The sequence below is a fragment of the Variovorax sp. OV084 genome (genome assembly GCF_900111625.1).
Lineage (GTDB): Bacteria > Pseudomonadota > Gammaproteobacteria > Burkholderiales > Burkholderiaceae_C > Variovorax.
Map to the genome: position 1 here is coordinate 1 of NZ_FOII01000032.1, position 26,985 is coordinate 26,985.

The window sequence follows — 26,985 nt, forward strand, 5'->3', positions numbered from 1 at the left end:
GACATCACGAGCCGCACCGGCTCCACTGTCAGCGAACTGGCCGGCGGCCTCACCCTGGCGCTGAACCAGACCACCAGCATTTACGGCGAAGTCGGCAAGCTGTGGGCCTCGGGCGGCGCAACGGATGTGAAGACCTCCCTGCAGGGCTCGATCGGGCTGCGCATGAAGTGGTGAGGGGACGCCGCGTCAGGAATCATCGGTTCCTGGTGCGGCCTGGGTGGCCAGACAAATGCGGCACGGAGATGTCGCATCCGTACCCCTTTGTCTGTGCATTTCCGTGTTCGTTTGCCCCATTTCTTCCATCGAGCGCTGAGCCGCCTCTGTATGCCGGTGCATGAGACAGGTGTGCGCGCCCTAGGATATGGACGGTCAAGCGCCGGCGGAAATGTGGGCCATGCACGCGCGGAAATCAAAACAGAAAGCAGCATCGAAGGGAAAGTGCGCTCCGACGGCTCTCGCAGAGCAATCATTCAAAGATACAGACCTTCACATGGCTTTCACCAATGACAGTCGCGGTTTCGCGTTCTCCTGCGACGATGCAAAGATGTCCATCTGCGTCAGCACCTGGAACACACGTCTAGCTCAAATTGCACGCGTGATCGGCCCTATCCTGATCATGACTGGATCGCTTCCAGATCCAGAGTACATCTCCCAAACTCTGGGCAAGCGTCCGCGAGGCATATTCATCATTGCAAACACCGATGCACGAAAGGAGGCATCGGTGCTCAAGACTCGCTTTCCTGATGTGCGCATAGCGCTGCATGACAACAACAACGCCAAAGTCGTACTTGTGTCGCCGGACACTGTCTGGGTTTCCAGCGCTGATTTTGGCAAGACGACACGGATAGAGTCCGCTGTCGGTCTGCATTCAAGCGCCGTGTTCAAGAAGATTCAGGAATCCCTCTTCCACAAGTTATGGGCAGAGGCGATCAAGATTTCATGATGAGGCCTTCACGCGTGGCTTGACTCGCAGGGAATTCTCTCAAATCGATTCGGGTCATGCGAAAAGTTTAGGGGCAGCCGATGCGATTGCGTCAGAGCTTGTTTCCTATCCGGCCGCACTCTTCTGACGAGGCATTTCGCTCCCATCACACCCCGTGAGTACGCCGTTCACTCTACTTGTCGCAGTCAAGGTTCGAAGGTAAAAACGCCCCGCATGAGCCCTGTCCGAACGCATCAGTTCCTGCGCATCTCACGCTGGTTGCGGCTGCATTTTCAAAGTGCCTCGGGCCTGGGCGCTCTGGCCGCCGTGGCCATGTGGCTGCTCTTCTGGTTCGGCGGCGATTGAGCCACTGTCCCGGACCGATATGCACCCACACTGTTGATTTTCGTGCTCGTCTGATCCGCTTTTTCAGCGGGCACGGAACCGTCGCTGATGAGGGCAGGACTGGCGGCCGCCATGCGCAGGGGCACGATGGAGGCGAACGTCTTCGGAATGTGGTGCTGGCTGGCGCGGAACTCAATAGAGTCAGCTTCAAGTGAGGTCGGCTGTATTACAAACCTCCGCAATGAGTTCCTGGCCGATTTCCCCCGATGCCCGTTCGTTGCTCGCGACGGCGCGACGCCCACCCCTGCATGGTGCTGTCCTCGCCGCTCTCCTGGCGATGGTGGTGGTGTGGACCTTGCCGATGGCGACGTTCTACGAGACGCCTCCCTGGGACAACGTCGAGGAACTCTTCTGGGGCGGCAGTCTGGAATGGGGCTACTACAAGCATCCCCCGTTGCCGAGCTGGCTGATGGGCCTGCTTGTCTCCCTGGCCGGTCGCCAGGCCTGGCTGACCTATGCCGCGGGCGTCGGCTGCGGCGTGGGCGCTCTCTATATCCTGTGGCGCTGGTCGCTGGGAATGGTGTCCCCCGCTCGAGCGGCGCTGGCGGTGCTGCTCGGCTCACTGGTGACCTACCACGTACAGCGTGCGACCATCTTCAACCACAACACGGTGCAACTGCTGCCGATAGCAGGTTACTGGTGGATGCTCTGGCGTGTGCTGCGCACGCCGGAGACGGGACGCCGCGACTGGCTGTGGCTTGGCGTCTTCGCAGCACTGTCGATGCTCACCAAATACAGCGCCCTGGTGCAGTTCGCGGTGGGAGCAGCTTTCATCGCCCGCGAAGGAGCGTGGCGAGATGCACGTGTGCGACGCGACCTGCTGCGGGCCGGCGCGGTGATGCTGCTGCTCATGGCGCCGCACCTGGCGTGGCTGCTGCAGCACGGCGATCAGACCATTGGCTATGCGCGGCACTCGGTGCATCCTTCCGGCCTGTCGAAGCACCTGCACTCGCGGCCGCTTCGGGTGCTGCTGGTGCAGCTTGCACGCATGTCGCCGATGTTGTTGTTCGTTGCATGGGCTTGGTTCACGCGCGCGCGTACGCCGCCTGGACGCTCGGCGGTGTCGAACGGCTTCGACCGGCGCTTTCTTGCCTGGGCGACCCTCGGGCCAGTGTGCCTGGTGCTGGCGGCGTCAGTACTGCTGCAGACGCGCCTGGTGGCCTCGTGGCTCGGCACCTTTTTTCTGCCGGCTGCGGTGTGGGCAGTGGCAGTGGTGCCGGGTCTCGAGGCGGAGCGCTGGAAACGCAGCCGCTGGGCCCCCACGCTAGCCGTGGCGGCATTTCTCCACGTCGCCGGTTCGTTCGGGCAGGCGTGGATCGACGGTGTCTGGAGCGCGCGGCATGGCTACATCACGCGCGCCAACCTGCCCTCGCGGCAAATCGCCGAAGCGGTCGATACCCTCTGGCGCGAGCGTATCGGTGACCGTCCCTTGCGGCTGCTGATTGGCGACACATGGTTCGCGGGTGCGGTGGCCCTGCAAATGGACCCAGCCGTTCAACTTCTGATCGACGGGGATCCTCGCACCTCGCCCTGGCTGACGCCCGGCTCCCTGGCGCGGGAAGGCGGCATGGTGCTGATCCTCGACACGCCGGAATTTCGCTCCGAGGGGCCGCTGCTGGAGCCATTGTTGGCGAGTGCCAGTTGCACGGGCAGCTTGCACCTGCCCTGGGCCGGCACGGACGACGCGCGCAGCGTGCGTCTGCGCTGGGGCATCGTGCGACCCGAGGACGAGCATGGCCTCCAGGACTGCGTGCCGGCGCCGCCGCCATCGTCGTCGTAATCAGGCCAAGCGGTCACGTCTGCGGGCCATGGTGACCTGGCGCCCTTGCCGCCGGAAAATAGATCACCAGCTTCGCGCCTCCCGATTCGCTGTCCGTCAGTTTCACTTCGGCGGCATGCAAGAGCGCGATTTCCTTCACGATCGCCAGACCCAGACCGCTTCCTTCGCCAGCGGGTTCGCGACCGCGGACAAAGCGCTCGAAGATCGCCTCTCGCTGATCGGCCGCCACGCCAGGACCCGAGTCGGCCGCGCCGATAGCAAGTGGCGCACAGAAGCCGTAGATGTGGTCATTCTGGACCGCTTACTGCCCCACACTGCGGGCCCGAAAAGCGGTCTCGCTCGCGAACTGGAAGTGCTTCGACTGGCCCGCGATCGAGGGGCTTGCGGTGCGCGGCGTCGGCTGTCTACTCGAGAACACGAACTGATCGGGTGGTGCCTAGATATCTGTTCGACGCCCATCCCGTTCGCTGGGTTCATGACAACGCCTCCTTTCGGGGAAGGCGCCAGACAAGAAGTCAAAGGGAAAGCCCGTTATCTGAAGCTTGCACGGCGGGCAGCACTGGCGGCGAGCACGGCTGTGAGACCCGCGGCAAGCAGCAGTCCGTCGAAGGGCCCTGCGATGGCGTGGCGGGTTTCGCCTAGCCAAGCAGCCGACACCCAGATCAGAGCGCCAATGGCAAGCCAGCCATCGTCGAGGAAAAGACCGAGCAGCTCGCGGCCGATCGCAGCGGGCACGCCTGCCTTGGCTTTGGGCGCGGAGGCAGCTTTCGCCGAGGGCTTGGGCAAGGCCGCGGCTGCTTTATGCATTCGGGCGCAAAGCTGCACCAGGCCGAGCGCAACCAACAGGAAGACGCCGATCAGCGCCAGCACCGCCCAGTCGGCGCCGGGCCACTGAAGCCCGATGCCTTCGCCGACCCAGAAGGTTCCGAATGCGGCCAGCATCACGCCGACACCGAACTTCAGCGCGTTCTCCGGTACGCGCGCGAGCGGCCGGTGCAGCCACAGCCCGAGCAGCACCACGGCTAGCAGCGCCAGCAAGGCGCCGATAGAAGCCGGAAGCATCATCTGTCCACTGGCACCGATTGCGATCACGATGAACACCACCTCGATGCCCTCGAGCATGACGATCTTGAAGGCCGTCGCGAAAGCCAGCTTGTCGACGACCTGCCGCATCACGCCGCCCTGCGTACCCTGAGCGCGCAGCGCCGCGGTTTCTTCGGCAAAAGCCCTGGCTTCGTCATGCAAGGCCAGAACACCGGCCGAACGAAGGATCGCCTTGCGCAACCACCGCAGGCCGAAGAGCAGCAGCAAGGTTCCTACGACCAGTTGAACCAGTGGCAGCGGAATGCGCGTCAATGCGGGACCGAGCACTGCGACCAGGCCCATGAGCACCGCCAGCGCGGCTGCGGTGCCCAGCAACGCAGAGCGCCAGCCGCGCACAACGCCGACCGCCAGCACGATGGTCAGTGCTTCGACGAATTCCACCGTCGAGGCCATGAAGGATGCGAGCACCGACGGTGCGGCCGATGTCCAGACAATCATTTCATCTTCCTTTCTTGGGTTCGTTGGCCGGCTTCTTCTTTGCAGCCGGGCGCTTCGTGGCGGTGCGCTTTGCTGGAGAGGGCTTTTCGAGCGGTTCGCCCTTCGCGTTCTGCTCGCGCTCGAACACCTCGTTGGCGTAGGCCTCGAGCAGTTCCTCGCATTCGGCGAGGCGCTGTTCCGCTGTTGCGCGAGCCGGTGCGCCATAGAAGTCCAGCACCTTGATGCGTTCCAGCCAGTTCTTCAGCTTCTTCAGGTCTTCGTCGTTCTCTTTCACCTCGGCAAAGGTGTAGTGATCGGCCTTGACCTCTTTCTCGATTTCTTTCTTGTAGTCGCCACACTTGTCGAGGAACTCTTCGTAGTCCTGGTCGCGGTCGTGCTTGAAGTAGGCAACGACGCGTTCTTCCTGCTTCGCGTCGAGGGCCAGGGTTTCGAAGATCACGGCCTCGCCGCCGGCTCTGTCGATGTCGGCCTGGATCATGCGGAACTGGCGCTGATGCTCGGTCGTGGTGGGTAGAACACAGATGCTGTTCTGCAGATAGACGGCACCCAGGCTGCGGATGCGGCGCCAGATCGCCACCCGGAACTTGGAGGGTTCGGCGGGCACCTTGTAGGTCAGCAGCAGCCAACTAGTTTTCTTTTCTTGATTCACAGATAATGTAGCGGTCGTTACACAATGAATGTATCGAGAAAGATTAACTCGCGCAAGCTGGTCCCTCCGTGCCAACGAGGAAGTCCCTGTTGTCGACCCTGAAAAACATCGGCCAGTGGGCCCATCGCGTCAAGCGCGACTCTGTGACCTTGTGGTTCGTGTGCCGTCATCCAGGCACGCCGTGGCTGCCCAAGGTGCTGGCAGCCTTCGTCGTCGCTTACGCGCTCAGCCCAATCGACTTGATCCCCGACTTCATCCCGGTGCTGGGGTATGTGGACGATGTGCTCCTGCTGCCCGGCCTGATCTGGCTTGCAATACGGTTGATGCCCAAAGACGTCCTCGCTGAATGTCGTGAGCAGGCGGACACCTGGATGCGCCGTGGCGAGGGCAAGCCGCGCAGCTCGTGGGGCATCGCATTCGTTGTCGTAGTCTGGATCGGTGTTGGGGTGGCTTTATGGCTATGGATTCGATAAGAGACCACTCGTGAGCTTCACGAAGATCGTCTGTTTTCTCCCTTCCGGAAAAAGGCCAGCCAGGTTGACGCATGCATAGACAGCTAACAACTGCAGCAGCATCAACCAGTGCAAGGCGGCCAGCCTATGGGACGGCTCGCAATGACACGGCCCGCTCCAGAAGTTCTCTGAGAAAGACCCAGGGAAAAATTCCCCTGTCGTGCCCGTCGTTGAACACGAATTGAACTCCGTAGGCACCGACCGGCAGGATGTCCGTTACGCACAGTCCGGTGGCGGTTTGCACATCTTCGGCACCTTCAGCGCTTGGGGTCGCGCGCAGCGCCTTGCAGTCGGCGCAGGGGCAGTTCGACCGCAGCAGCTGGTAGCCGGCGACATGCCGCACACCATCCGCCCAGCAGAACTCCAGCGCAGCGCGTGTGCGGTGATCGACGATGGACTCAGGCGCCATGCGAGGCTGCCGGACGGGCGCCGATCTGGGCGATGGCCAGCCGCACGGACTTGCGCACTTCGGGATCGGGGTCATGGGCGGCGTGTTCGAGGTTGGGGAGGGCAGCGGCATCGCCGATCTCGCCCAGCGCCAATGCGGCCTCCTTGCGAAGGTTGCTGATGCTGTGACCCAGCGCTGCAAGCAAGGGCGCGACGCTCTCGGTGCTGCGCAGGCGGCCGAGGCTGCGCGCCGCGCGCAGGCGAACCTGCCAGTAAGCGTCGTTCAGCGCGACCAGCAGTGCCGCGGCCGCCGCGGGTTGCTGCAGCTTGCCGAGCGCGGTGGCCGCTTCTTCGCGCACTTGCCAGCTTGCGTCGCGCAGGGCGGTTTCCAGTGCGCCGCGGGCGTCGGTGTTGCCGGCCGCGAATGCCAGCGCACCCACGGCCGCACGGCGGATTTCGTCCACGGGATCGGAGACTGCGAGCGCGGCCAGGGCCGGCAGCGCGGCCGCGTGCTTCAGATAGCCAAGCACCCCGATGGCTTCGCGGCGCAGGGCCACGGCACCGATGGCGTCATCGGCGGAACTCGCTTCCTGCAGCACCGCCAGCGCAGGTGCGGCGCTGGCCGGCACGCGCAACCCGCGCAGCGCACGCAGCACGGCGGCACGCACATGCGCAGGTCCGGCTCCCGCATGCGGCAGCAACCAGGCGGCCGATGCCGGGTCCTTCAGTTCGGCCAGGCTGTGGGCGGCGGCCTCGCGCACCTGCGCATCGGGATCGTCGAGCGCCTGGGCCAGCCCTTCGACGGCAGGCTGGTTCTCCATGGTTTCGAGCGCCCACGCGGCGGCGGCGCGCACGGTGGGCGCCTCGTCGCGTAGCGCCGCGACCAACAGCGGCGTGTGCGCCTCATCGGCCAAGTCGCCAAGGTCCATCACGGCGATGCGGCGCACTTCGGCGTCGGGCGAGTCCAGCCGTCCGGCAATGGCCTGCAATTCGGGATCGTCGAGGAGGGCGGGGTTCATTTTTCTTTCAGATGGCGAAGCGCAGCTGTGCGGCGGTGGGCGCGCCAAGCGGCGTGAGGCGTTCCAGCGGTGCGCTGGCTGCTGCATGCGGATGCAGCAGTTGCAGGCAGCGCCGCTTGAGCGCGGTGAATTCGGAAGAGGTGACCAGCGACGGATCGCGCGGCCGCGCAAAGTCCAGCGCGAACTCGGCGACGATGCGGCCGGGCCTGGGCCCCATCACGAGCACGCGGTCGCCCAAGAACAGCGCCTCGTCGATGTCGTGTGTGATGAAGACGATGGTGGTGCGAACGCGCGTCCAGGCATCGAGCAACTGGCGCTGCATCATGAGCCGGGTCTGGGCGTCGAGCGCGCCGAAGGGCTCGTCCATCAGCATCACGCGCGGATGGTTGATGAGCACCCGCGCAATCTCCGCGCGCTGCTGCATGCCGCCCGACAACTGCGACGGATAGAAGCCGGCGAAGTCGTCCAGGCCGACGAGCCGCAGCATCTCGTGCGCCCGCGCATGGCGCTCGCGCCGGCCGACGCCCTGCATCTTCAAGCCGAAAGCGACGTTGTCCAGCACCTTCTTCCAGGGAAAGAGCGTGTGGTGCTGAAAGACCAGCCCGCGGTCCGGATGCGGTCCGCGCACCGGCTCGCCGTCCACGTGGATGACCCCGCCCGCGGGCGTCAGGTGGCCGGCCAGCGCCCCCAGCAGCGTCGACTTGCCGCAGCCCGAAGGACCGAGCAGGCAGACGAACTCGCCGGGCTCGACATGCAGTGTGATGTCCTGTACCGCATCGAAGGCCTGCGCGCCCTGGCCCAGGCGCACCCGCAGGTCGTCGATGGCGATGCGGCCGGTTTGTACGTCGGCCTTCACGATCTTTTCTCCTGCACGCAGCGCCAGGGCATCAGCGTCTGGCCGATCCATCGCACCAGCGCGCTGCTGCCCATGCCGAGCACGCCGATGAAGAGCATGCCGACCACGATGTCGGCGTAGTTCTGGATCGTGTACGACATCCACGTGTAGTAGCCGATGCCGAACTGGCCCGAGATCATCTCGGCCGTGACCAGGCAGAACCATGCCGTGCCCATGCCGATGGCCAGGCCCGTGACCACGCTCGGCAGCGCGCCGGGCAGGATCACCTCGCGAAACACCGCGAGACGGCCGGCACCCAGGCTGCGCGCCGAGGCGACAAGGCGCGCATCCACCGCCTCCACGCCGTGCACGGTGTTGAGCAGCACCGGGAACAGCGCACCGACGAAGGTGATGAACACCATCGAGGCCTCCGACGACGGAAACATCAGGATGGCCAGCGGAATCCACGCCACGGCGGGAATCGGCCGCAGCACTTCGAGCGGCGGCAGCAGCGTGTCTTCGGCCCAGCGCGCGCGGCCGATCGCCAGACCCAGCGCCACGCCCGCCACAGCGGCCAGCCCGAAACCGATGAGTACCCGGCGCAGGCTCGCCGACAGATGCTGCAAGACCAGCGGTGATTGCGCCAGCGACCAGGCCGACTCGGCCACTTCGCGCGGCGGCGGCACGTTCTGGAAGGTGATGAAGCCCAGGTTCATGCGCTGGCGCGTGGCGAAGTGCCACGCGAGCACGCAGACGAGCAACGCGGCGATGCGCCAAGTTGCGCGCGGCAGACCGGCGCGCAGCCTGGCGATGGTGAAGCTGGCCATGGCGAGGATGTGAAAAATCGCGAAGCGTCAGCCAGCCAGCGCGGCGCGCACGCCGGCGAAGTCCGCCACCTTGCCGCCTTTCTTCGCGGCCCAGCCCTCGGCCTGGTCCTTGAGCAGGAAGGCATCGACCTCGCCCTTGGCGCCGAGCACGAACCATGCGTCGGCGGCGAGCAGCTTGTTGCCGCTGCTTCGGTCCTGCGCGTAGACCACGCGTGCCTTCTTGCCGGCCTTCTCCAGCTTCTGCAGGTCGCTGAAGGCGCTCTCGGGCGAGGCGTAGTGCCGCACCAGCGGCTCGCCGGCCACCCAGATCTGGGCAACGCGGCTCACGTCGGTGATCGGCTTGCCGGTCGAGGCGTCCTTGGCGACCAGCGGAGCGCGGGCGTAGTTTTTCAACTGCTTCTCGTAGTCGAGGCCTGCTTCCTGGAAGGCGGCGCGGATGTAGCCGTCCTGCACGAAGGCATTGGCGTCGATGTCGTTGTCGGTGCGTTTCAGCAGGCGCAAGGTCTCCAGTGATGTCTTCACCGCCTGCCGGTACTCGGGCTTCCAGCTCAGGTCGCGTGTCTGCAGTCCGAGCGGGCCGTGGAACAGATAGTTGACCTCGGCCTCGATGCCGGTGACCTTGGCGATCAGCTCGCTGTACTTTTCGGGCTCGGCGGCCACGAGGCGGTCGGCTTCCAGCGCGGCACGCAGGTAGGCGGTGACGACCTCGGGGTACTTCTTCGCGTACTCCTCGTCGACCAGGCTGCCGTGGAAGGTGGGTGCGTTCGCTTGCGAGCCGTCGTAGATCTTGCGGGCGAAGCCGCGGTATGGAAAGAGCTCTGCGAACGGCACGAAGTCCGCATGCGCCTCGACCTTGCCGGCCTGCAGCGCGGGGCCGGCCACCTCGGGCGCCTGGGTCGTGATGTTCACGTCCTTCAGCGGGTCCCAGCCCTGCGCCTGGATGGCGCGCAGCAACATGCCGTGCGAGGTCGAGGCGAAGGGCACCGAGATGGTCTTGCCCTTGAGTTCGGCCAGCGACTGCACCTTCGAATCCTTGGGCACGACGATGCCGTTGCCGCTGCCCGTGGTGCTGCCCGAGAGCACGGTGATGAAGATGCTCTTGCGCCCCGCCTTCTGGAAGGCCGCGCCGTTGAAGCTGCCCGGAAAGTCGGCCATCGAGCCGAGGTCCAGTTTGCCGGCGACCATCTCGTTGGTCAGCGGCGCGCCGGAGGTGAAGTTCTTCCACTCGATCTGGTACTGCGCGTCCTTGTATTTGCCGGTGCGCGGCAGGTACTTCTCCAGCAGCTTGAGCTCGCGGATCAGCAGGCCGCCGGTGGCGCAGTTGATGGTGGTGTCCTGCGTGCCGATGGCGATGCGGATGGTCTCGGCCTGTGCGACCGGCAGGGCCAGCAGCAGGCCGAAGGCGGCGCCCCACAGGGCCAGTCTTCTCGTGGTCTTCATCGTGATTGCTCCAGTTGAAATGTGGCGGCCGCGGCTCAGCGCAGCAGGTAGGGGATGTCGACGGTGACTGCGCCGGTGGGGCAGTCCTTCTCGCAGGGCATGCAGTACCAGCACTCGTCGAACTTCATGTAGGCCTTGCCCTTGCTGAGGTCGATGGCGAGCACGTCGAGCGGGCAGACGTCCACGCAGACGGTGCAGCCCTTGTGGGCGATGCACTTGTCGTCGTCGATGCGCACGGGCACGCTGGTGGGGTTGAAGGCGATGGGCATGCGGGGTTCTCTTTTTTGTCGTGGTGCAGGTGTCAGGCTGCGACCGGCTCGCGCACGGCGGCGGGCACGCGCAGGTGCTGGTAGGCCGACATCTCATGCGCATCGAGCGGCACGATGTACGGATCGACCGGTCGCTTGAAGCTCACCATCGCATCGCCTTGCTTCTGCAACTGCGTATGGCAGAACCAGTCGTGGTCGTTGCGCTCGGGAAAATCCACGCGGTGGTGGTAGAGGCCCCAGCGGCTTTCAGTGCGATAGAGCGAGGCGCGCGCGGCCATCTCGGCGCAGTCGCGGATCGCGTGCACTTCCATCGCGCGCATCAGCTCGTGCGGGCCGGGGGCGGCGAGCTGTTCGAGGTCTTCGTGGATCTGCTCGAAGCGCGAGAGGCCGATTTCCATCTTGCGCGTGACCTTGGGCGGCTGCAGGTAGTCGTTGACCATGCGGCGCAGCTTGTATTCGACCTGCGCAGGGGGCAGGCCGCCGCTGCGCAAGAGCGGTGCGCTGACGCGGGCGTGCTCGCGTGCCACCTGTTCTTCATCGAGTGCGGGCAGCTCGGTCTCGGCGCAATGCCGCGCCGCGCTTTCACCCGCGAGGCGGCCGTACACGAAGGCGCCGAGCATGTAGTTGTGCGGCACGCAGGCCAGGTCGCCCGCGGCATGCAGGCCCGGCACGGTGGTGCGCGCATGCTCGTCCACCCACACGCCGGAGGCCGAATGGCCGCTGCACAGGCCGATCTCGGAGATGTGCATCTCCACCATCTGCTTGCGGTAGTCGGTGCCGCGCCCGGCATGAAAGCGCCCGCGGCTCGGGCGTTCGTTGGTGTGCAGGATCTGCTCGATGGTGGCGATGGTCTCCTCGGCCAGGTGGCTCAGCTTGAGGAAGACAGGGCCGTTGCCGCCCTGGAGCTCGTTGTAGAACTCCATCATCATCTGGCCGCTCCAGTAGTCGCACTCGATGAAGCGCTCGCCCTTGTTGTTGGTGGTGTGGCCGCCGAAGGGGCCGGTCACATAGGCGCAGGCGGGGCCGTTGTAGTCCTTGATGAGCGGGTTGATCTGGAAGCACTCGATGCCCGAGAGCTCGGCGCCCGCGTGGTAGGCCATGCTGTAGCCGTCGCCCGCGTTGGTCGGGTTCTCGTAGGTGCCGAAGAGGTAGCCCGACGCCGGCAGCCCGAGCCGGCCGGCCGCGCCCGTGGCCAGCACCACCGACTTCGCGCGGATCACATGGAACTCGGCCGTGCGGCAGTCGAAGGCCATCGCGCCCGCGATGCTGCCGTCGGCGGCCGCGGTGAGCAGGCGCGTGACGACCAGGCGCTGCGACATCTCCACGCGTGTGCGCTTCAGGCGCCGATACAGCACGTTCTTGATGTTGTGGCCCTCGGGCATGGGCAGCACGTAGGTGCCCATGTGGTGCACCTTGCGCATCGCGTAGTCGCCGGTCTCGTCCTTCTCGAACTTCACGCCCCAGCGGTCGAGCTCCTCGATCATCGAATAGCTGTTGCGCGCATAGGCCATCACCGTCTTCTGGTTGACGATGCCGTCGTTGGCGGTGGTGATCTCCTTGACGTACTGCTCGGGCGTGGCGAAGCCCGGCACCACCGCGTTGTTCAGGCCGTCCATCCCCATCGAGATGGCGCCGCTGCGCTTGACGTTGGCTTTTTCCAGCAGCAGCACTTCGAGCTTGGGGTTGGCTTCTTTGGCCTTGACGGCGGCCATCGGGCCGGCCGTGCCGCCGCCGATGACCAGCACGTCGACGGTGCGGGTGAGGATGTTCATGGGTTGGCCTTCGTCGTCGGGTTGGCGCGGGCGATGCGCAGACGGTGCTGGAACGCATCGCCGCGGAAATAGAGGTCTTCGAAATCCAGTGGCGCGCCGTCGGCGGTGTGGGTGAGGCGCTCCACGCGCAGCACGGCGGTGCCTTCGGGCACACTCAGCGCGCGGGAGAGCACCTCGTCGGCCAGCATCGCATCGATCTGCAGGTCGGCGTGGCCGAGGGCGATGCCGTAGTCGTTTTCCAGGATCAGGAAGATGTCGCGCCCGGCCAGGTCCGCCTGGCGCAGCCGCTCGCCGATGGCGTGGGGCAGGTAGGTCACCTCGTAGGACACCGGCGCGCGGTTGAGGTGGCGCACGCGCTTGATCTGCGCCACCGGCGTGCCCTCGGCCAGGCCCAGATGCTGCGCCACCCGAGGCGAGGCAGGCACGGTCTTGTGGCTGGTGACCTGGTTGCGGATCTCGTAGCCCATGCGCACCATCGCCTCGGCAAAGCCTTCGAGTTGGCCGAGATGCTGGAACGCCTTGGGTTTGGCGACGAAGGTGCCCTTGCCCGGAATCTTGAAGATCAGGTTCTCGCGCTGCAGGTCGCTGAGCGCCTGGCGCACCGTGATGCGGCTGACCTTGAACAGCGCGACCATTTCGCTTTCCGAAGGCAGCTGCGCATGCGGTGCGTAGGTGCCGTCAAGGATGCGCTCGCGCAGCGTTTCGCGCACCTGGGTGTAGAGCGGGACGGGCGAAAAGGCGATGGGCTCGAGCGCCCTGACGGTGGACATGCGGCTGACCTGTTATGACCGGTTGAATGAGGCCGGATGCTAGTCAGCGATGCTTCTTTCTCTAAATAAGGAAAACGTGCTTTGATATGCGGGAAGTAGGGGCCTATGAGCGCAGTCGGAGCCAGCTCAGGTTTGCCACGGCAGCCCGCGCATGCGCTCGCGCTTCTCTTCTTCGTCGAAGTGCGCAAGCGAGGGTTTGATGAGGTCGCTGCGCGCCACGATGCCCACCAGCACGAGCGACTGTGCATCCTTCACCACCGGCAGCCGTTCGAGCCGGTGGCGCGCGAGCCGCGTGGCAACGGTGCGGCAGTTCTCGCCCGGTAGCGCGAAGAACAGCGGCGCATCGGCGCAAGCGTCGCCCACCGTGGAAATCGGGTCGCGCGTGCCGTGCGCGGCCAGCATCGCGCGGTCAGCCACGCCGATCACCGCGCCGTTGCGCAGCACCGGGAACGCGCGGTGCGCCTGCCCCTCGCCGAAATGCTCGAACAGCGCCTGTGCCATCGGCATGGCCGCGTCGATGCTGTGCACCTCGCGCGTCATCACCTCTTCGACCGAATGCCGCTCCAGCGGATCGACGCCGTACTCGCGGTAGATGTGATAGCCGCGGCGCGCGATCTTCTCGGTGAGGATCGAGCGGCGCATCGTCAGCACGGTGAAGCCGTAGGCCACGGCGGACGTGGTCAGCAGCGGCAGCAGCGCATTGCTGTCGTGCGTGAGCCCGAAGGCGAAGATGGTGGCGGTGAGCGGCGCGCGCATCACGCCGCCCAGCGTGGCCGCCATGCAGACCAGCGGCCACAGCATCGGGTCGTTGCCGGGCAGCACGTGCGACAGCACCACGCCCAGGCCCGCGCCCATCATCAGCAGCGGCGCAAGCACGCCGCCCGAGGTGCCCGAGCCCAGCGCAATGACCCATATCTCGGCCTTCACCGCCAGCAACGCGAGCACCACGCCGAGCGCGAGGTGGTTGTGCAGCAGGTCGCCGATCACGTCGTAGCCCACGCCCAGCGCGCGCGGCTGCAGGTAACCGCCGATGCCGACCGCGAGGCCGCCGATGGCCGGCCACCACATCCAGTGCAGCGGCAGCTTGCCGAACCAGTCCTCGACCTTGTAGAGCGAGATCGACAGCGACGCCGACAGCGCGCCGCACAGCACGCCGGCAATCACGCACGACAGCATGGCGAGCGGACCGGGCACCGCCGTCTGCAGCGGGAACAGCGGGCCCGGGTCCATCAGCAGCGGCCGCGCGAAGCCCGCCACCGCGCAGGCCACCGCCACCGGCAGCAGACTGCGCGGACGCAATTCGAACAGCAGCAGTTCGACCGCCAGCAGCACCGCGGCCACCGGCGTGCCGAACACGGCCGTCATGCCGGCCGTGGCGCCCGCCACCAGCAGCGCCTTGCGCTCGGCGGCGGTGAGGTGGAAGTGCTGCGCGATCAGCGAGCCGATGGCGCCGCCGGTCATGATGATCGGACCCTCCGCGCCGAACGGGCCACCGCTGCCGATGACGATGCCCGATGACAGCGGCTTGAGCAGCGCGACCTTCGGCGACATCTTGCTTTTACCGAACAGGATCGCCTCGATGGCCTCGGGGATGCCGTGGCCGCGGATCTTGTCGGAGCCGTAGCGCGCAACCAGTCCGACGATCAGCCCGCCGATCACCGGCACCACGATGACCCACGCGCCCAACGTGTTGGTGGCCGGCGAGCGCTCGGTCAGCGAGAAGGTCTGGAAGAAGAACAGGTTGGTGAAGAAGCGGATCAGGTCGAGCAGCACGCGGGCGGCCACAGTGCTGATGGCGCCGATGACGGCGGCCATGACAGTGATGCGCATGAGCCGGGTGTTGAGCGCGAAATCGCCGCGCGGCGGATGGGAGGAGGTCTTGGCGGTCATGGTGCTCACGAAGCGTCTGGAAGATCGATCTGCGGCACGTCGAACACGCCCTTGAGCGAGCGCAGTTCCGCGCGGTGGAGTTCGGCCAGCCTCAACAGCAGCTTCTCGCCCTTGGCGAGCAGGTGCACCTCGACCTGGCGGCGGTCGGTTTCGCTGGGCCGGCGCTGCACGAGCCCGAGCGCTTCGCAACGCGTGACGAGCGTGACTGCGCCGTGCGGCTGCAGTTGCAGGCGCTCGGCAATCTCGCCCACCAAAGCCCAGTCGCGCCCGGGCACGCCCTTGATGTGCAGCAGCACCAGGTACTGCTGCGGCGTGAGGCCCTCGGCCTGCGCGGCGTGCTCGGAGAAGCGCTCGAAGCGGCGCATCTGGTAGCGGAACTGGGAGAGCGCCTCGAAGTCTTTCTTGGCGAGCTTGCGGGGGGTGGAGGCCATGGCTGAAGTGGATGTCGAAACGGCTGCGAATATATCACGTCGCGATATATATGTGTTGTCGCATTTACTGCCTAGGACAGCACCCGACCGAGCGGGCAGCCATTCGCTCTACGCGTGTCGAGACTCATGGATCCGTCTTAAAGGCTCTTTCGAGGGGGCATCCTCTCTGCAGATTCGCCGGCTGGGTGGACTTCAGGCACGAGACGTAGATGCGGGACTTCTGCTGATACTGCGGATTTCCGCTCCAGCAAATCTCTCAGGAGCACCCAGAGAAATATTCCGTGACAGTGTCGACCGCTGGGCACGAACTGCACGCCATAAGCTCCAGGAAGCCGGATGTCCGTCACTTTGATAACGGTGCCCAAATGGTGGTCCACAGGCATCGTCGTCTTCCACACTGCGCGCAGCGCCTTGCGGGCCTGCGTCGACTCGGCGTGCCGGACTATGCTGCGGCCTGAGACACCTTCAACGAGTCACGCTAGCTTCGGCGTTGCGGTATTACCCTTTGTTTTCTCCGCCATGTAACGCCCGAGGAATCAACGAGGACACTCAATATGCTTGCAAATGAACAAGACTGAAGTGATGGCCATTTCGATCGAGATGGCGCGAAGTGGACGGGGCCTGAATCCCGCCGATGCGATCGACTACATCGCGGAACTGATTGCGAGGGAAGACCCCGCAAGCGAGCTCTACGACTGGCGTGTCGAAAAATTGCTCGCCACGGCCGCATGCATATGGCGCTTGCGGCGAGAACAGATCACATAGCCGTAAGTCAGGACAACGATCTGGCCGGGATCGGCGTGGTCAATTCCGTGCGCTGAGGAGAAGCTCGATCAGATCCCGGTTTTAAGGGATCTGGGGCTTTTCATGCAGCCGCGCATTCGTGGTTCCGCGGCGCAGTGCCGTAGTTACGAGGGCCCTGCCCAACTTCGCCGGCAAACCATCGAAAGATGTTTGCTTGGTTGCTCCACCCGTTGCTGAATCGCACGAAAAGAAAGCCCTGCTGCGCGTTGCCGAGCGAGTCGACAGGGATGCCTGCAGCGCGCAGGGCCGTGATTTCTGCATGGGCATCCATGTCGGATGGCAGCTTCAAGGTGATCGTCGCGCTATGAATGGGGTGCCTGGGCATTGCTTCGCCTCCGTCAAATTTCCCGGAGGCACAGTTGATCCGAAAAAGGCTTCTTCAGGGATCCCGCGTTCATAGGAGGCGCGAGTCTGGCGATAGCTGTAAGCGCAGCCACTCGGCCAGATCGGCCATCACCTGGGCGCCCAGCGCCGATACCGCGGTGAAGTGAATGCAGCCGTGGATGGCATCGGGGTCGTGGCGGTGCGCAGCGCCAGCACATGACCTTCGTCGCGCAGCGGGTCGTGGCCTATGGTGGCCAGCTAGGTGGGCGGCAGCATATGCAGTGCCTGCGACTGCAGCAAGGCGAAATCGGCGTGCCGCGCCAGTTCTTGCCGACCGCCGAGGTAGCAGTCGATGAACCGTTGCATGACGCTGGTGGTGAGGAACTTGCCCTCGCCGTTCTCGGCCATCGAAGGGCTCGGTTCGCTGTAGTAGTAGGCAACGGGATAGACGAGGGGGGCCTTCTCATGGGTGAAGTTCAACAATGACCTGGGTGCCACCGCCACGCCCTTCGCACCCGATCGCGATGCATCGGTGCGCAAGCTTGCCATCGGCTATGAGTACAACCTTTCGAAGCGCACGGCGCTGTATGCCACAGTGGCACGGATCCGAATCAAGAACGGGCAAAACAACCCGGCCATCATGGGAGTGGTCCCCGGCGGTACTGGAGGCTATCTTTCCACCGGTGCCGGCACCCCGGGTTATGCGCCGCGCACAGCGATGGGCTACGACTTCGGCATCAGGCACTCGTTCTAATACCAGCCCGGCTGTATGCCCATGTAATCCGGCCATGCGCCTTCCGTCCAAATCGCGCTCTCCAAGGTCTTGGTTCGTAGTGCAACCGCTGTCGCGCGAAAGGCTCGCTTAGATCGCACATGGCGCGCACTGGGTGCCTTCGAACGCAGCTTAGACACGCAGGTCTCCCGACTGCACACGCTGCTGGAGGACGGCGAGTCTTCCTATATCGAGATCGAGACGATCTAGGGTGCGGGCTACATGTTCGACCCCAGAGGCCGAGGCAACGTCACTCACTTCCGTCGTTGAGCGGCAGGGTCGCGTTCATGGAAAGGAGCTAGCCGGACCGCCGCCCGACCTCGCCGGCAAACCACCGGAAGATGTTCGTCTGGCCGCTTCTTGCACTGCTCGACCGGACGAAGAGAAATCCCCGTTCTGCGTTGCCCAGGGCGTCGACTGGGATCCCCGCCGCCCGCAGGGCTACGTGCTCTGCATTGGCGTCGATGTCGGATGGCAGTTTCAAGGTCACGGTCGCGTTATGGACGGTTCGTCTGGGCATTGCTGTGTTTCACATGCTTGCAGGCAACCCTCAGTGAACCGCAAAAGGGCTTCCTCGCGAATCCCACGTTCATAGGAGGCAGGCTCGAGAGTGGACTCCGGTGATGCATGCCCATCTGTCGGAGGCAAGGGCTCCTCCTGTTCATCTGCACGTGTCCTCGCACAGATATCGCTGGCCGACCGGGCCTTAGAGATTTTCGACCGGGAATTCGCGATCGCGGGACAGGGGAAAGGCCGCGTGTGCAGTTAATTATTTCGGCTTCACGTTTGCGCACATCGGCGATGTCGCCAAGCCCGGCCTTCTAATTTGTTGTTTTTTATTGATATCAAAATTGATATGCACTAATTTATTTTTCAACGCATTCGCTGTGTTGAAAAAATCGCGATTTCGTATATGTGAAGCCTAGGCTTCCCCGTGTCACGGAAACGCAACAGAGGCGGGGAAGGCCTCTCTGAAAAGCAGCCTCGGCGCTACATGTGTCGTGCGCTAGCAAAGCGAACCCGCCTTCTGCCGGACCGTCGAAGAAGGGGAATTGAGCTGCTGGCCGGGTCTCGCCTCGAGAGGCCGAACCATGCGATCACGAAGTCGTACGGCAGGCACTCCGTACAACCAGTTCAAGTCTTGAACTTCGCCATGACGTTGTCGCGGGCCGCTTGGGGCCGCGCGATATCTGGTGGAGCTATGCCTCGCCGACCGCCTCACCCAACCGCAATCGACGCAGTTCCTGCGCGGGGAGCCGCTCAGGAAACCTCTGGCGATACGGTATTTACTGCGTTGCCTGAGGCCGCGACGGGCGATCAGGCCCATGGGCTCACCTCTCAGGTTCATCCCGACAGGGGCTCACCGCCTGTGCATGTGATGCACCTATAGAGGCCGGCGCCTGGGCCAAATGCCTGATCGGAGCCGAGTACCCGCAACTCCAAGAATGCAAATCTCCCGGAATTGCGGCAATACGCCACGAAAAGGCGATTGCTTTCATTTTGCTTTCAATAAGAACGCCAACTAAGGCGAAAAAGTGCGCATTGAGGAATGCATGAGATGTGGTAAGTAAACAATTCAATTAGTATCTTTTGATTACTATCAATTCTTGATTTTTATTTGAGAATCTCAATCAATTCGACCAAATGGCTCCAGAAAGCGACAGGCCAGGTTGCAATTGTTAACGCCCGCGTAAATAGTTGTTAACAACGGTTGCTGTGCGATGGCATGCCCATCACGGGCCCCGATACGGAACGAGGCATGATTTTCCAGGAAGCATCACTTTTTCCATGGCTCACCATCGCAGAGAACGTCACCTTCGGACTCAAACTGCGAGGGGAGTTCCCCGAGAAGCGGGATCGGGTTGCCCAAGACCTTTTGATGAAGGTCGGGCTGGCTGATGCGGGCCATAAGCGGCCCGACGAGCTTTCGGGAGGCATGCGGCAGCGTGCGGCCCTCGCACGCGCCTTGGCTATGCAGCCCAAGGTGCTGATGATGGATGAGCCGTTTGCTGCACTGGACATCCAGACGCGCGCCAAGATGCAAGACCATCTGCTGCAAATCTGGCGTGTCAGCGGGGCCAGCGTCCTGATGGTGACGCATTCGATAGAAGAGGCTGTGGCACTGGCTGACCGCATCGTCGTGTGGACTTCGCGTCCCGGTCGTGTGAAGGAAATCGTGTCGGTCGACCTGCCACGCCCGCGGAAGCCTCGCGATCCGGCGTTCATCGAGCTGCAGCGCAGGCTCGGCGATCTGCTCGCTGACGAAGTCGACAGGGCTTTCCGTGAGATGGAAGCGGCCGTCTAGGGCCTGCCTGGCGAGTTCCCTCGGACATCTCTATCTAACTCACTATTCAAAGGAGAACTCATGGGAGTAGCGTTAGTTCGTGCGAAGTGGCTTGTTACCGGCATTCAGGATCGGGACACTCCGCAGGTCATCGACGATGGTGCCGTGGCCCATCAGGACGGCAAGGTCGTGGCCTTAGGCGAGTATGAGGAAATCCGACAGCGGTATCTGGAGGCGCCAGTTACCCACCACGGCAGGCATGCCTTGTTGCCGGGCTTCGTCAACAGCCATCACCATGTCGGGCTGACGCCGTTGCAACTGGGCTCCCCGGACTATGCACTGGAGCTCTGGTTCGCTTCTCGACTTTCCGCGCGCGACGTCGACAGTTATCTCGACACGCTTTACTCTGCTTTCGAGATGATCGCCTCCGGCATCACCACGGTGCAGCACATCCACGGTTGGCTGAGAGGCTCCTACGAACAAGTGCATGGTGCCGCGAGCGCGGTGCTCAAGGCCTACCAGGGCATCGGCATGCGTGCGTCCTATTCTTATGCGGTGCGCGAGCAGAATCGTTTCGTCTACGAGGACGATGCCAGATTCTGCGCCGGCCTGCCGGCTGAGATCGGGGCGCCGCTGCTGGAGAACCTCCGGCAGGCCACGATGAGTTTCGATCAGCACGTTCAGCTCTATCGGCAGCTACGGGCCGAGAACCAGCACCCGCTGACCCGCGTGCAGCTCGCGCCCGCCAACCTGCACTGGATCACCGACGACGGGCTGATGAAACTCGTGGCGTTGGCCAAAGCCGATAACGTGCCCATGCACATGCATCTGCTGGAGACCGCTTACCAAAAGGAGTACGCCAGGCGCCGCACCGGCACCACTGCGGTCCGACACCTTGAGGACCTGGGCGCACTCGGCCCGTGGCTGACCCTTGGCCACGCAGTCTGGTTGACCGCTGAGGACGTCGAGCGGGTCGCGCACAGTGGTACCTGTGTTTGCCACAACTGCAGCAGTAACTTCAGGCTTCGTAGTGGTGTCGCACCCATTAATGACCTGTCGAGACGGGGTGTCACCATCGGCCTGGGGCTGGACGAGGCCGGAATCAATGAAGACCGGGACATGCTGCAGGAGATGAAGCTGGCCCTGCGTGTCCACCGCGTGCCCGGCATGGACGAGGGCGAGGTCCCCAGCGTGCCGCAGATACTCCAGATGGCGACCGAGCACGGCGCCCGGACCACTGCTTTCCGAGGTGAGATTGGGCGCCTTGACGTCGGGTTGAATTTTGATGCAGTCGTCATCGACTACGAGAGCGCGACCTATCCATACCAGGACGAGGACGTGCCGATGCTGGACGTGCTGATCCAGCGCGCGCAGCAGAAGCATGTGGAGGCCGTCTACGTTGGCGGTGACCCAATCTATTCGAACGGCGTCTTCAAGTACATCGATCGAGACAAGGCCCTGGCAGACCTAGCGGCTCAGCTGGCACGACCGAAGACCGCCGAGGAACAGGCGCGGCGACGCCTGTCTAAGGCGGTGTTCCCGCACGTCAAAGCGTTCTATGACAACTATCTCGGCACGGAGCAGGTGCGCCAGCCCTTTTACCGCGCGTCTTCGCGTAGCTGATCGCTGGCCCTGGGCCTACCTGCGCGACGTGCTGCAGCGCCTGCCGACGCAGCGCAGCAGCCAAATCGAGGACTTGCTGCCCGCACGATGGCAGCCAGCGTCCGACGCGGCGCCATGACCTTGCTCACGCAGGCCGTGATGGGTTCGGGCGAACATCGACGTCGACCGCATGAGCGCGCAACAGAAGGTTGAGCTGGCTGACGAAATCTACGTCCAGCAGCCGAACCTGCTGGCCTCCATCCTCGTGTTCCCTCGCTACGGGGTCGACATGCTGCAGCTTGAGGTGCCGATCCACGTTCTGCTGGTCGCTTTCAAGGCCACGAAGCACTGCGGGCACGCGTTGCCAACGATCTCTGAAGACGTCCAGGAAATCTGCTTGCAGCGGCTGACGGCGACGATGAAGTTCACCGAGGGCGTGCCGCCAGACCTCGTCGAGCAGATAATCACAAGGTTCTGCGTCGACCACCCCGAGCGCTACCTGCTGGCGTTTGTGTACGGCTACCTCGGCGAGCACGACCTGCTGCGCGTGCGAACTGACGCCGAGAAGTTCTTGCTGCTGGCGGTCCTCAACCTTGTGGAGTGCGTTGCCTACGTCGGAGCACAGCTGCAGTCCAAGTGACGGATGCCCTAGTGGTGCCCTAAAACGTTGAGTTGCCGTCCGTCAAGGATACGTGTGATCCGTCCAGCGGCCCGATGCTTAAGAGGTTGACGCTGTTGCGGCCATCGTCTTCGCCCTGCGATCTTTGTATGAACCAGTTGGATTGAAGTACTCCAACTTCACGTATACAGATGCACTGCTCTCCGGTACCACCCTCCGAAGTCTTACGACGGGTGTATTTCCAATTGCTCAGAGCTGATTCCGATGAAAGAGGGGGCTGGATCATAGGCATTCGTTGCTGCATCGATAAGGATAAGGACGTCCACAACGGCTATCGCGCACCTGATGGATCCCGCGCGCTGGAGTTCGCCTCGGTTACCGAAAGTCAGCCGACACCTGTGCGGCTGTGGTGGCGAACTTCATGAGAATCGCGTGAGCATCGGGCGTAGGCGCAAGGTTAAGGAGCAGCCGTTCGACGCCTGCGCCTTCTTGTTCGAGGATGGTTCTGCGTCGCTGGATGCACATCGACATGATCGCCGGCGTGAACTCCGGATGAAACTGAATGGAAAAGGCATTCGGGCCGTAGCGAAGAATCTGGTTTTCGTCATGGTCCGAGGCACCTAGGACCACAGCGCCGGGTGGTTTGACCAGCACCGTCTGTGCGTGCGTCAGTAGCGCCGGAAACTCGCCGGGGATGTGTGCCAGGAGGGGGTCGTTGATGCTCTCCTGCAACAGTCGGATGGTCTGGAGGCCCAGTTCCCGACCTCGCGGGTGGTAGCCCACAAGCCCGCCAAGGGCATGGGCCATAAGCTGATGTCCGTAGCAGACGCCGAGCAGTGGCACATCCGCAGCAACCAGCTGGCGGATCCACTCGGCCGTGCGTTCACTCCAGTCATGGAGATCGGTCACCATGTGCCATGAGCCAGTAACGACCGCGCCAGCAAAGCTGCCCGGTTGCGGCAACGGCTCGCCCATGTGCGGGCGTACCACTAGCACGTCGAGGTTCGCGGGAGCGAGCGCGGCGAGAAACTAGTCCGGTTGTTCGCCCAGCACTTCACTTACGTCGTGCGGCGGGCGTCCCATCTGGACGATCAACATCGGCAACTGTGCGCTCATTGCCGCAGGCTCAGTTGAATTCGACCGGGCGCTTCTGCCTCGTGTCCACGCTCAATGTGAAAATGTCCGGTCGTGCGTAGTGCCCCACCACGTCGAAGTCGTAGCGCGCGCGCACTAGTTCCTCAGTATCGATCTCGGCCACGACCAGCCCGACCTCGTTGAAGAGGGGACCAGCCAATACATCGCCGTACGGTCCGACGATCAGGCTGCCTCCGCGAATAAGGGGGCGGGATGGCTCCCAATTCGGCACCTCGATTCCAAGCTGGGACGGGGACTGCTGCACTTGGCACGCACTGATCACGAAGGAGCGTCCCTCGTGCGCGATGTGGCGCATGGAACATTGCCAGACATCGCGCTCGTCCACCGTCGGTGCACACCAGATCTGCACCCCCTTCGCATACATCGCTGTCCGCAGCAGCGGCATGTGGTTCTCCCAGCAGATGGCGGCACCTAGGCGACCTGCGGCTGAATCAACGATCGGAAGCGTCGAGCCGTCGCCTTGGCCCCAGATCAGGCGTTCGGTGCCGGTCGGCATCAGCTTGCGATGCTTGGCCATCAGCCCGCTCTCAGGCTCGAAGAACAGGGCGGAGCAATAGAGGGTGTTGCCGCCGCGCTCGATCACGCCGACCACCAGACTCGCCTTTGCCCGGCGCGAGAGGTCCGCGAGCGCATCTGTTTCCGGCCCGGGAACGTCGATGGCATTGGCGTAGTAGCGACCATAGGCCTCACGCCCCTCCGGAAGCCGATAGCCCAGGCGCGTGCCGAAGATTTCGCCCTTCGGGTAGCCCCCCAGCAGTGCTTCCGGCATAACCACCACGGACGCGCCGGATTCAATGATCTTTTCCTCGAAGCCCAGCACGAGGTCCAGGGTAGCTTTTTTGCCATTGGGAAGAGCGCCGATTTGAAGCGCGGCTACTTTGGTTTTGGCCATGGGTGATCGAAGGTGTGAGGGAATACTGCGAGTATTGAATCCACGGCAAAATCAATCAACTCCGTTCTGCTTGTGATTGATATGACCATGATTGATATCAGCGCTGTTGATCTGAACATTCTGAAGGTCTTCGAAGCCTTGTACGAAGAGGGCGGCGCTACGCGAGCGGGGGTGAGGTTGGGGCTGACTCAATCGGCTGTGAGCGCGGCACTTGCGCGGCTGCGCAAGACCTATGGCGATCAACTCTTTACTCGCACCGGCCGCGGGCTGGTGCCGACGCTAAGGGCGCAAGAACTTAAACCTCTGATCAGCGAGGGGCTCAACAAGTGTCGCCAAAGCTTGTCCATGAGCGGCAGCGGTGGCAATGACTTCCACGGCCGCTCGATAGTTGTCGGCTTGTCAGACGACTTCGAGGTTGCGTTCGGACGACTGTTCATCGATGCGGTGGCGGCCCGGGCACCCGGATTGCGGTTGGCGTTCCGCCAGACGCACAGCCTGGTGGTAGGCAACATGCTGCAAGCGCGGCTCGCCGACGTCGCTGTGGTGTCGGGCGGCCTATCCTCGCGTCTGCTTGGCCACGAGGCGATTGGCCAAGGCCGCTACGCGTGCCTCATGGATCCTGCGTATGCACCGTCCACACGAGGACTGACCTTGCCGGAGTACGTCCGCAGAGGCCACTTGCTAGTTTCCTCCGGCGGCTTCATCGGCGTGGTGGACGAGGTGCTTGCGGCCATCGGGCGACCGCGCCGAGTCGTCGCCTCGACGACGCACTTCGCCGCGCTTCCTCACCTTCTGTTTGGCAGCGACGCCATCGCGACGATCCCCAAACATGCCGCCTCGGCGATCGCGGCGCGAACGGGACTGCAGATGTTTGCCTGTCCATTGACAATGCCGCGCTATGCGGTGGAAGTCGGGTGGCGAACCGATGCGCTGCGCGATGCAGCCATCGCAGAAGTGCGACGCGTACTGCTTGAGGTCCTCCAAGCCGCTCATTGGTCCTAGGCGCTGTGACATGGACTGTCGACAGTGAGGCAACTTCTACTCAATAAGGGGCGTAGCAGGGGTGACCGCGCATAACGCGTGAACATCGCGCTCAATACGTGGATTGCGCCCCGCTCGGCGGCACTTCGGAGCAGTAGGTAGAACACATTGCGCCAGCGGTGATTGACCTAGCCAATCTTCGACCCTCGCCGCAGCAACACCCTCGTGCCCGTGGTTGCGGCGTTGTGATCATGCCGCTACGCCTCAGTGTGGTTCCTGAGTGGGAGACGCAGCCGTGCGTGGCAGACCGCAATACCCCGTCGCCTAGTTGCCCTTGGTTGCGGCGTGCCGTCCAGGAAGAGAGCGCTTCTCTTTGTTCGCACAAAATTAGGTCATCTGTCAAGCCGCTGTTTTCCCCCTGCCGTTGAAAACGATAAACTTTATAGTAATGTGCGTGGCAAGACGAATACCTCCCGTTTGCCAGCGCATTTGCACTCCGCTTCCCGAGGGCAACCACCATCGAGAGATTCCGCATGAACACCCTTGTTGCTGCGAACCGTCGCGACTTCCTCGGGGCTGCAGCCTCGTTGGCTGCGCTGTCCTTCCCCATGTCATCGGCCTTTGCTGCCGGCCCGCAAAAACGCGGCGGTACGCTGCGCGTCAGCATCAATCAGGCAGTCAACAAGCTGAACCCCTTGGTGGCGCGCGTGACGCCGGAGTACTTGGTTGCCGAACTCTTGTACTCTGGGCTCACGCGGCTTGGCCCGACCATGGCCCCCGAGGCCGATCTCGCCCAGTCCTGGACCAGTTCTCCCGATCTGACCCAATGGACCTTCAAGCTGCGCCCAGGACTAGTTTTCCATGACGGCTCGGCATGCACTTCTGCTGATGTTGTCGCGAGCTTCCAGGCCATCCTGGATGCAAAGACCGCCTCGCCGGGCCGCCAGAACATCGGCCCGATCGCGAGCGTCAGCGCTCCTGACAAGAGCACCGTGGTGTTCGTCCTGGCGTCCCCCTACGCGGATCTGCCTGTTGCCCTCGCATTCCCGAGCGCCAAGATCGTTCCGGCTTCCGTGCTGCAGAAGGGGCTGGACCGACTTAATCGCGAAGCCATTGGCACAGGGCCTTTCAAGCTCGTGACCTTTGAGCCAGAGCGTATCGTGGTTGTCGCACGCAACGAGGCTTACTACGACAAGGCGCGTCCCTACCTCGATCGCATTGAAGTCCGGGTATATCCAGACGCGACGGCCGAGGGCTCCGCGTTGATCGCCGGCGATACCGATCTGATGGCGCTGGTGCAGCCTGCTGAGTTTGCGCGTTTAAAGGCTGCGTCCGGTGTGAACGCCCTGAAGCTGCCGTCGGGCGTGTTCTGCAACATCAATCTCGGCTGCAACCAGAAGCCATTCAACGACGTGCGGGTCCGCAAGGCGCTCGCATTGACCGTCGACCGCCCCGCAATGGTGGACTTCGTTGCCGAAGGCTACGGCACCGTTGCGAACGACAACCCCGTCAGCGCGTCCTATCCCTTCTACAAGGAACTGCCGCAGCGCAAGCGGGACATTGCGCAGGCGAAGAAGCTGCTGGCAGAAGCGGGCCACGACAAGGGCCTCACCCTCACACTGATCGCTTCCGACAATCCGTCGATCCGCACGCAAATGGCCGTCGCCCTGCGCGAGATGGCCAAGCCCGCTGGATTCAACATCAATGTGCAGACGATGCCGCATGCCACTTATCTGGAGCAGGTCTGGAAGAAGGGCAACTTCTATGTCGGCTTCTACAACATGCAGCCGACGGTCGATTCGATCTTCTCCCTGCTGTACACCTCGAACGCTTCCTGGAACGAAACGCACTGGAACAATGCGACCTTTGACAAGCTGGTGGCCGACGCTCGCGCAACGGCTGACGTGAAGAAGCGCAACGAGCTGTACGCCGAAGCGCAAAGACTCATGACGGAGGAAGTGCCCTCCATCATCCCGGTGTACTTCGACCTGCTTCGCGCCAAGCGCAGCTATGTTGACGGCTACCAGGTCAATCCGCGCGGCCTGGTCTACCGTCTGGACTACGTTTCGCTGGGCGACGGCGCCCCGAAGCGCGCCTGAAGC

Annotated in this window: 28 protein-coding genes and 2 pseudogenes; 12 read left to right on the top strand and 18 right to left on the bottom strand. The window is 63.5% G+C overall.

What is annotated here, in order from left to right; translation table 11 throughout:
- Nucleotides 1–490 precede the first annotated feature (490 nt).
- The 3 genes from BMW87_RS33165 to BMW87_RS33175 all read left to right on the top strand — a co-directional run bounded on the left by BMW87_RS33165 (nucleotide 491) and on the right by BMW87_RS33175 (nucleotide 3,107).
- Nucleotides 491–943 carry a hypothetical protein gene (locus tag BMW87_RS33165; protein WP_093082634.1) on the top strand — a complete coding sequence of 151 codons (453 nt, stop codon included), beginning with the start codon at nucleotides 491–493 and terminating at the stop codon, nucleotides 941–943.
- Nucleotides 944–1,156: 213 nt separating this feature from the next.
- Nucleotides 1,157–1,288: a hypothetical protein gene (locus BMW87_RS35640; protein ID WP_256217015.1), complete on the top strand. Its 132-nt coding sequence runs from the start codon at nucleotides 1,157–1,159 to the stop codon at nucleotides 1,286–1,288.
- A gap of 220 nt (nucleotides 1,289–1,508) precedes the next feature.
- A complete protein-coding gene (locus BMW87_RS33175; RefSeq protein ID WP_093082524.1) occupies nucleotides 1,509–3,107 on the top strand; it encodes a glycosyltransferase family 39 protein in 1,599 nt (532 codons plus the stop codon).
- Between the two features lie 13 nt (nucleotides 3,108–3,120).
- Here BMW87_RS33175 and BMW87_RS33180 read toward each other — a convergent pair whose 3' ends face one another.
- The 3 genes from BMW87_RS33180 to BMW87_RS33190 all read right to left on the bottom strand — a co-directional run bounded on the left by BMW87_RS33180 (nucleotide 3,121) and on the right by BMW87_RS33190 (nucleotide 5,298).
- Nucleotides 3,121–3,390, bottom strand: coding sequence for a sensor histidine kinase (locus tag BMW87_RS33180; protein WP_093082527.1), 270 nt, complete (start codon nucleotides 3,388–3,390; stop codon nucleotides 3,121–3,123).
- Between the two features lie 248 nt (nucleotides 3,391–3,638).
- Complete coding sequence (locus BMW87_RS33185; RefSeq protein WP_093082529.1) at nucleotides 3,639–4,649, bottom strand: COG4280 domain-containing protein; 1,011 nt, start codon at nucleotides 4,647–4,649, stop codon at nucleotides 3,639–3,641.
- 1 nt (nucleotide 4,650) lies between these two features.
- Entirely contained in the window at nucleotides 4,651–5,298 is a 648-nt protein-coding gene (locus BMW87_RS33190) for a Chromate resistance protein ChrB (RefSeq protein ID WP_218149808.1), read from the bottom strand.
- Between the two features lie 89 nt (nucleotides 5,299–5,387).
- On the opposite strand from BMW87_RS33190, the gene BMW87_RS33195 reads away from it, so the two are divergent.
- Complete coding sequence (locus BMW87_RS33195; RefSeq protein WP_093082532.1) at nucleotides 5,388–5,771, top strand: YkvA family protein; 384 nt, start codon at nucleotides 5,388–5,390, stop codon at nucleotides 5,769–5,771.
- 124 nt (nucleotides 5,772–5,895) lie between these two features.
- Here BMW87_RS33195 and BMW87_RS33200 read toward each other — a convergent pair whose 3' ends face one another.
- From BMW87_RS33200 to BMW87_RS33245, 10 genes are all read right to left on the bottom strand, one after another.
- A complete protein-coding gene (locus BMW87_RS33200) occupies nucleotides 5,896–6,219 on the bottom strand; it encodes a gamma-butyrobetaine hydroxylase-like domain-containing protein (RefSeq protein WP_093082535.1) in 324 nt (107 codons plus the stop codon).
- Nucleotides 6,209–7,216 carry a HEAT repeat domain-containing protein gene (locus BMW87_RS33205; RefSeq protein WP_093082537.1) on the bottom strand — a complete coding sequence of 336 codons (1,008 nt, stop codon included), beginning with the start codon at nucleotides 7,214–7,216 and terminating at the stop codon, nucleotides 6,209–6,211. Before BMW87_RS33205 ends, BMW87_RS33200 begins: the two co-directional genes overlap by 11 nt.
- 7 nt (nucleotides 7,217–7,223) lie before the next feature.
- A complete protein-coding gene (locus BMW87_RS33210) occupies nucleotides 7,224–8,072 on the bottom strand; it encodes an ABC transporter ATP-binding protein (protein WP_093082540.1) in 849 nt (282 codons plus the stop codon).
- Complete coding sequence (locus tag BMW87_RS33215) at nucleotides 8,069–8,878, bottom strand: ABC transporter permease (protein WP_093082542.1); 810 nt, start codon at nucleotides 8,876–8,878, stop codon at nucleotides 8,069–8,071. Before BMW87_RS33215 ends, BMW87_RS33210 begins: the two co-directional genes overlap by 4 nt.
- Before the next feature lie 27 nt (nucleotides 8,879–8,905).
- The gene (locus BMW87_RS33220; protein WP_093082544.1) at nucleotides 8,906–10,318 is read right to left on the bottom strand and encodes an ABC transporter substrate-binding protein; all 1,413 of its coding nucleotides are present in this window, start codon (nucleotides 10,316–10,318) and stop codon (nucleotides 8,906–8,908) included.
- 35 nt (nucleotides 10,319–10,353) lie between these two features.
- Nucleotides 10,354–10,587 (bottom strand): 4Fe-4S dicluster domain-containing protein, encoded by a 234-nt coding sequence (locus BMW87_RS33225; RefSeq protein ID WP_093082546.1) that lies wholly within the window; start codon nucleotides 10,585–10,587, stop codon nucleotides 10,354–10,356.
- Between the two features lie 32 nt (nucleotides 10,588–10,619).
- Nucleotides 10,620–12,359 carry a fumarate reductase/succinate dehydrogenase flavoprotein subunit gene (locus BMW87_RS33230; RefSeq protein ID WP_093082548.1) on the bottom strand — a complete coding sequence of 580 codons (1,740 nt, stop codon included), beginning with the start codon at nucleotides 12,357–12,359 and terminating at the stop codon, nucleotides 10,620–10,622.
- A complete protein-coding gene (locus BMW87_RS33235) occupies nucleotides 12,356–13,129 on the bottom strand; it encodes a GntR family transcriptional regulator (protein ID WP_093082551.1) in 774 nt (257 codons plus the stop codon). Before BMW87_RS33235 ends, BMW87_RS33230 begins: the two co-directional genes overlap by 4 nt.
- A gap of 126 nt (nucleotides 13,130–13,255) precedes the next feature.
- The gene (locus tag BMW87_RS33240) at nucleotides 13,256–15,019 is read right to left on the bottom strand and encodes a chloride channel protein (RefSeq protein WP_093082636.1); all 1,764 of its coding nucleotides are present in this window, start codon (nucleotides 15,017–15,019) and stop codon (nucleotides 13,256–13,258) included.
- Nucleotides 15,020–15,024: 5 nt separating this feature from the next.
- A complete protein-coding gene (locus BMW87_RS33245) occupies nucleotides 15,025–15,450 on the bottom strand; it encodes a MarR family winged helix-turn-helix transcriptional regulator (protein WP_093082553.1) in 426 nt (141 codons plus the stop codon).
- Between the two features lie 582 nt (nucleotides 15,451–16,032).
- On the opposite strand from BMW87_RS33245, the gene BMW87_RS33255 reads away from it, so the two are divergent.
- Nucleotides 16,033–16,215 (top strand): hypothetical protein, encoded by a 183-nt coding sequence (locus BMW87_RS33255; protein ID WP_256217016.1) that lies wholly within the window; start codon nucleotides 16,033–16,035, stop codon nucleotides 16,213–16,215.
- Nucleotides 16,216–16,315: 100 nt separating this feature from the next.
- Here the strand turns inward: BMW87_RS33255 and BMW87_RS33260 are convergent, their stop codons facing one another.
- Nucleotides 16,316–16,579, bottom strand: coding sequence for a hypothetical protein (locus BMW87_RS33260; RefSeq protein ID WP_093082561.1), 264 nt, complete (start codon nucleotides 16,577–16,579; stop codon nucleotides 16,316–16,318).
- 257 nt (nucleotides 16,580–16,836) lie between these two features.
- Entirely contained in the window at nucleotides 16,837–17,058 is a 222-nt protein-coding gene (locus tag BMW87_RS35645; RefSeq protein ID WP_256217017.1) for an alpha/beta hydrolase family protein, read from the bottom strand.
- Here BMW87_RS35645 and BMW87_RS33265 point away from each other — a divergent pair.
- The 5 genes and pseudogenes from BMW87_RS33265 to BMW87_RS33290 all read left to right on the top strand — a co-directional run bounded on the left by BMW87_RS33265 (nucleotide 17,048) and on the right by BMW87_RS33290 (nucleotide 21,876).
- Nucleotides 17,048–17,332, top strand: a complete 285-nt coding sequence (locus BMW87_RS33265) for a porin (protein ID WP_371258884.1) — start codon at nucleotides 17,048–17,050, stop codon at nucleotides 17,330–17,332. The genes BMW87_RS35645 and BMW87_RS33265 overlap by 11 nt on opposite strands.
- A 1,744-nt stretch (nucleotides 17,333–19,076) precedes the next feature.
- Complete coding sequence (locus BMW87_RS33275) at nucleotides 19,077–19,655, top strand: ABC transporter ATP-binding protein (protein ID WP_093082566.1); 579 nt, start codon at nucleotides 19,077–19,079, stop codon at nucleotides 19,653–19,655.
- Between the two features lie 60 nt (nucleotides 19,656–19,715).
- Nucleotides 19,716–21,257, top strand: a complete 1,542-nt coding sequence (locus BMW87_RS33280; protein WP_093082568.1) for an amidohydrolase family protein — start codon at nucleotides 19,716–19,718, stop codon at nucleotides 21,255–21,257.
- 7 nt (nucleotides 21,258–21,264) lie between these two features.
- Nucleotides 21,265–21,375, top strand: a pseudogene (locus tag BMW87_RS34925) (transposase domain-containing protein); the annotation flags it as partial.
- A gap of 51 nt (nucleotides 21,376–21,426) precedes the next feature.
- Nucleotides 21,427–21,876, top strand: a complete 450-nt coding sequence (locus BMW87_RS33290; protein WP_256217018.1) for a hypothetical protein — start codon at nucleotides 21,427–21,429, stop codon at nucleotides 21,874–21,876.
- Nucleotides 21,877–21,954: 78 nt separating this feature from the next.
- On the opposite strand, the gene BMW87_RS33295 is transcribed toward BMW87_RS33290, so the two are convergent.
- The 3 genes and pseudogenes from BMW87_RS33295 to BMW87_RS33305 form a co-directional block, all read right to left on the bottom strand.
- On the bottom strand, nucleotides 21,955–22,101 hold the full coding sequence (locus BMW87_RS33295) for a pyridoxal-phosphate dependent enzyme (protein WP_218149812.1): 147 nt from the start codon (nucleotides 22,099–22,101) through the stop codon (nucleotides 21,955–21,957).
- Nucleotides 22,102–22,230: 129 nt separating this feature from the next.
- Nucleotides 22,231–22,866, bottom strand: a pseudogene (locus BMW87_RS33300) (glutamine amidotransferase); the annotation flags it as partial.
- 115 nt (nucleotides 22,867–22,981) lie between these two features.
- Nucleotides 22,982–23,902 (bottom strand): carbon-nitrogen hydrolase family protein, encoded by a 921-nt coding sequence (locus BMW87_RS33305; RefSeq protein WP_093082575.1) that lies wholly within the window; start codon nucleotides 23,900–23,902, stop codon nucleotides 22,982–22,984.
- Nucleotides 23,903–23,983: 81 nt separating this feature from the next.
- Between BMW87_RS33305 and BMW87_RS33310 the strand changes: the two genes are divergently transcribed.
- Nucleotides 23,984–24,904, top strand: a complete 921-nt coding sequence (locus BMW87_RS33310) for a LysR family transcriptional regulator (protein WP_093082639.1) — start codon at nucleotides 23,984–23,986, stop codon at nucleotides 24,902–24,904.
- Nucleotides 24,905–25,416: 512 nt separating this feature from the next.
- Nucleotides 25,417–26,982 carry an ABC transporter substrate-binding protein gene (locus BMW87_RS33315; protein WP_093082577.1) on the top strand — a complete coding sequence of 522 codons (1,566 nt, stop codon included), beginning with the start codon at nucleotides 25,417–25,419 and terminating at the stop codon, nucleotides 26,980–26,982.
- Nucleotides 26,983–26,985 lie beyond the last annotated feature (3 nt).

What these genes read in the sequence shown, in the direction of transcription:
- BMW87_RS33240 (WP_093082636.1), bottom strand. Translation starts at nt 15,019, where the DNA reads ATGACCGCCAAGACCTCCTCCCATCCGCCGCGCGGCGATTTCGCGCTC.
- BMW87_RS33310 (WP_093082639.1), top strand. Translation starts at nt 23,984, where the DNA reads ATGACCATGATTGATATCAGCGCTGTTGATCTGAACATTCTGAAGGTC.
- BMW87_RS33235 (WP_093082551.1), bottom strand. Translation starts at nt 13,129, where the DNA reads ATGTCCACCGTCAGGGCGCTCGAGCCCATCGCCTTTTCGCCCGTCCCG.
- BMW87_RS33255 (WP_256217016.1), top strand. Translation starts at nt 16,033, where the DNA reads ATGGCCATTTCGATCGAGATGGCGCGAAGTGGACGGGGCCTGAATCCC.
- BMW87_RS33290 (WP_256217018.1), top strand. Translation starts at nt 21,427, where the DNA reads ATGAGCGCGCAACAGAAGGTTGAGCTGGCTGACGAAATCTACGTCCAG.
- BMW87_RS33280 (WP_093082568.1), top strand. Translation starts at nt 19,716, where the DNA reads ATGGGAGTAGCGTTAGTTCGTGCGAAGTGGCTTGTTACCGGCATTCAG.
- BMW87_RS33220 (WP_093082544.1), bottom strand. Translation starts at nt 10,318, where the DNA reads ATGAAGACCACGAGAAGACTGGCCCTGTGGGGCGCCGCCTTCGGCCTG.
- BMW87_RS33230 (WP_093082548.1), bottom strand. Translation starts at nt 12,359, where the DNA reads ATGAACATCCTCACCCGCACCGTCGACGTGCTGGTCATCGGCGGCGGC.
- BMW87_RS33315 (WP_093082577.1), top strand. Translation starts at nt 25,417, where the DNA reads ATGAACACCCTTGTTGCTGCGAACCGTCGCGACTTCCTCGGGGCTGCA.
- BMW87_RS33200 (WP_093082535.1), bottom strand. Translation starts at nt 6,219, where the DNA reads ATGGCGCCTGAGTCCATCGTCGATCACCGCACACGCGCTGCGCTGGAG.
- BMW87_RS33275 (WP_093082566.1), top strand. Translation starts at nt 19,077, where the DNA reads ATGCCCATCACGGGCCCCGATACGGAACGAGGCATGATTTTCCAGGAA.
- BMW87_RS33260 (WP_093082561.1), bottom strand. Translation starts at nt 16,579, where the DNA reads ATGCCCAGGCACCCCATTCATAGCGCGACGATCACCTTGAAGCTGCCA.
- BMW87_RS33185 (WP_093082529.1), bottom strand. Translation starts at nt 4,649, where the DNA reads ATGATTGTCTGGACATCGGCCGCACCGTCGGTGCTCGCATCCTTCATG.
- BMW87_RS33245 (WP_093082553.1), bottom strand. Translation starts at nt 15,450, where the DNA reads ATGGCCTCCACCCCCCGCAAGCTCGCCAAGAAAGACTTCGAGGCGCTC.
- BMW87_RS33175 (WP_093082524.1), top strand. Translation starts at nt 1,509, where the DNA reads ATGAGTTCCTGGCCGATTTCCCCCGATGCCCGTTCGTTGCTCGCGACG.
- BMW87_RS33305 (WP_093082575.1), bottom strand. Translation starts at nt 23,902, where the DNA reads ATGGCCAAAACCAAAGTAGCCGCGCTTCAAATCGGCGCTCTTCCCAAT.
- BMW87_RS33205 (WP_093082537.1), bottom strand. Translation starts at nt 7,216, where the DNA reads ATGAACCCCGCCCTCCTCGACGATCCCGAATTGCAGGCCATTGCCGGA.
- BMW87_RS33215 (WP_093082542.1), bottom strand. Translation starts at nt 8,878, where the DNA reads ATGGCCAGCTTCACCATCGCCAGGCTGCGCGCCGGTCTGCCGCGCGCA.
- BMW87_RS35640 (WP_256217015.1), top strand. Translation starts at nt 1,157, where the DNA reads ATGAGCCCTGTCCGAACGCATCAGTTCCTGCGCATCTCACGCTGGTTG.
- BMW87_RS33225 (WP_093082546.1), bottom strand. Translation starts at nt 10,587, where the DNA reads ATGCCCATCGCCTTCAACCCCACCAGCGTGCCCGTGCGCATCGACGAC.
- BMW87_RS33165 (WP_093082634.1), top strand. Translation starts at nt 491, where the DNA reads ATGGCTTTCACCAATGACAGTCGCGGTTTCGCGTTCTCCTGCGACGAT.